The sequence below is a fragment of the Stackebrandtia soli genome (assembly GCF_965137155.1).
Classification (GTDB): domain Bacteria; phylum Actinomycetota; class Actinomycetes; order Mycobacteriales; family Micromonosporaceae; genus Stackebrandtia; species Stackebrandtia soli.
Window position 1 is genome coordinate 53463 of record NZ_CBCRZX010000017.1, and the last position, 2338, is coordinate 55800.

The following is a 2338-nucleotide window of genomic DNA, read 5'->3' on the forward strand; positions in this document are numbered from 1 at the left end:
CCCCGTTTCACGTGAAACGACCCGTGAACGTCATCCGAGTGACCATCGTGACGAGACACGCCCACTCTTTCCAGTGAGGGCTCCTGGCGTCAATGGGGCCAAAGGCCGTAGTCTTGCGTCGTGCGCGCGACCGGGTGAGGAACGCCCCGTCGCGAGCGAAACCGGCCGGAGCCCCGTCAACACGGGCCCGCTCAGCCGAATCGCACTGCCGTTCTTAGCCCTGGCAGACACCGACACGAGGCACGGAGATCAACCAATGCAACCCGATCAGGCTGTGGAAACGACGGGGGGCGTTTCACGTGAAACCACCGGACGCGTTTCACGTGAAACACCGATGAACACCGCGACGGAGACCACCGAATGGCCATCGCCGTGGGATGACGACCTTCCTCTCGCGCGCGAGGCGCAGCGAGCCGTCAAAGTCCTCAATCCGGCCGGCGACGTCTCCATGCCGAGACCAGGCCGCCGCCGCGTCATGGGCGTGGCCAACCAGAAGGGCGGCGTCGGCAAGACCACGTCCGCCGTCAACCTCGCCGTCGCGCTCGCCCTGCACGGCAACCGCGTCATGGTGATCGACCTCGACCCTCAGGGCAACGCGTCCACCGGGCTCGGCGTCGAGCACGGCGCCGGGACGCCGAGCATCTACGAAGCTCTCATCGAATCGGTGCCGCTCGCCGAAGTCACCCAACAGGTCGAGGGAATCCCGAACCTCGTCTGCGCTCCCGCCACGATCGACTTGGCGGGAGCCGAAGTCGAGTTGGTGTCGGTCGTCGCGCGCGAGCACCGCCTGGAGCGGGCGATCAACAACTACCCATTCGAGCTCGACTACATCCTCATCGACTGCCCGCCGTCGCTCGGCCTGCTGACAGTCAACGCCTTGGTCGCCGCGAAGGAAGTGCTCATCCCGATCCAGTGCGAGTACTACGCCCTGGAAGGCCTCGGCCAGCTTCTGCGCAACATCGAACTCGTCAAGGTTCACCTCAACCAGCAGCTGCAGGTCTCGACGATTCTGCTCACGATGTACGACAAGCGAACCAAGCTCGCCGATCAGGTCGAGCAGGAAGTCCGCAGCCACTTCGGGGACGTCGTCCTGAAGTCGGTCGTGCCCCGGAGCGTCCGAGTCTCCGAAGCGCCCGGCTACGGCCAATCCGTTATGACGTACGACCCCGGTTCTCGGGGGGCGACGAGTTACTTCGAAGCCGCCGAGGAGATCGCGGTCCGCGGCGCAGCGATGGGAGCCAACTGATGCGCAAGAAGGGGGGTCTGGGCAAAGGCTTGGCGGCGCTCATTCCATCGACGGTCGACACCGAGCCGGAGACCGTTTCACGTGAAACGGAGGAGGACGAGGGCACACCGCCACGTCCACCGAGGCAACCGGCGGCCGTTTCACGTGAAACGACGCCCGTGAAAACGGCGCCCAGGAAACCGGCTCGGGCCACCGCCGCGCCCGAACCGGAGGAAGACGACGACGCTCCCGAGCTCGTTCCGGTGCCGGGCGCGCGCTTCCAACTCGTTCGCCTGGACGCGATCGACATGAACCCGAAGCAGCCACGCCAGGTCTTCGACGACGCCGGATTGGCCGAACTGAAAGTATCGCTGTCGGAGGTGGGACTGCTCCAACCGATCGCGGTCCGCCCCGGCGCCGACGACCGCTTCGAGCTCATCATGGGCGAGCGTCGTACCCGCGCTGCGGCCGAACTCGGCTGGGAGACGATTCCCGCGATCGTGCGTCAGACGAAGGACGACGAACTCCTCCGAGACGCCCTCATGGAGAACATCCATCGAGTGCAGTTGAACCCCTTGGAAGAAGGCGCCGCCTATCAACAGCTGCTGGAGGAGTTCGGCGTGACGCAGGAGGAGCTGTCGCGCCGGATCGGCCGCAGCCGCCCGCAGATCTCGAACACGATCCGACTGCTCGCACTCCCGCCGAGCGTTCAGCGCCGCGTCGCGGCGGGCGTGCTCAGCGCCGGTCACGCGCGCGCGCTGCTCGGGCTCAAGCCCGCCGAGCGGCAGGAGGCGCTCGCGCAGCGAATCGTCGAGGAGGGGCTGAGCGTTCGCACGACCGAGGAGATCGTGACGCTCGCGGCGAACGACCTCCCCGCTGTTTCACGTGAAACAGCGAAGCGGGTGCCGACGATGACGGCTCCCGGGATCACGGATCTGGCGGACCGACTCTCCGATCGCTTCGACACCAGGGTGAAGGTGGCCCTCGGTCAACGCAAGGGGAAGATCGTGATCGAGTTCGGCAGTGTCGCGGACCTCGAGAGGATCGCCGGAACGATGGGCATCGGCGGCGCGCCGGCCGGGGACTGACAGGCGACGAGACNGCGAGGGGCGG

Annotated in this window: 2 protein-coding genes; both read left to right on the plus strand. The window is 66.5% G+C overall.

The window, feature by feature from the left end:
* The first annotated feature begins 256 nt into the window (after positions 1-256).
* Entirely contained in the window at positions 257-1246 is a 990-nt protein-coding gene (locus tag ACM9NP_RS12170; RefSeq protein ID WP_415646764.1) for a ParA family protein, read from the plus strand.
* A complete protein-coding gene (locus ACM9NP_RS12175) occupies positions 1246-2313 on the plus strand; it encodes a ParB/RepB/Spo0J family partition protein (protein WP_415646765.1) in 1068 nt (355 codons plus the stop codon). Before ACM9NP_RS12170 ends, ACM9NP_RS12175 begins: the two co-directional genes overlap by 1 nt.
* Positions 2314-2338 lie beyond the last annotated feature (25 nt).

What these genes read in the sequence shown, in the direction of transcription:
- ACM9NP_RS12170 (WP_415646764.1), top strand. Translation starts at nt 257, where the DNA reads ATGCAACCCGATCAGGCTGTGGAAACGACGGGGGGCGTTTCACGTGAA.
- ACM9NP_RS12175 (WP_415646765.1), top strand. Translation starts at nt 1,246, where the DNA reads ATGCGCAAGAAGGGGGGTCTGGGCAAAGGCTTGGCGGCGCTCATTCCA.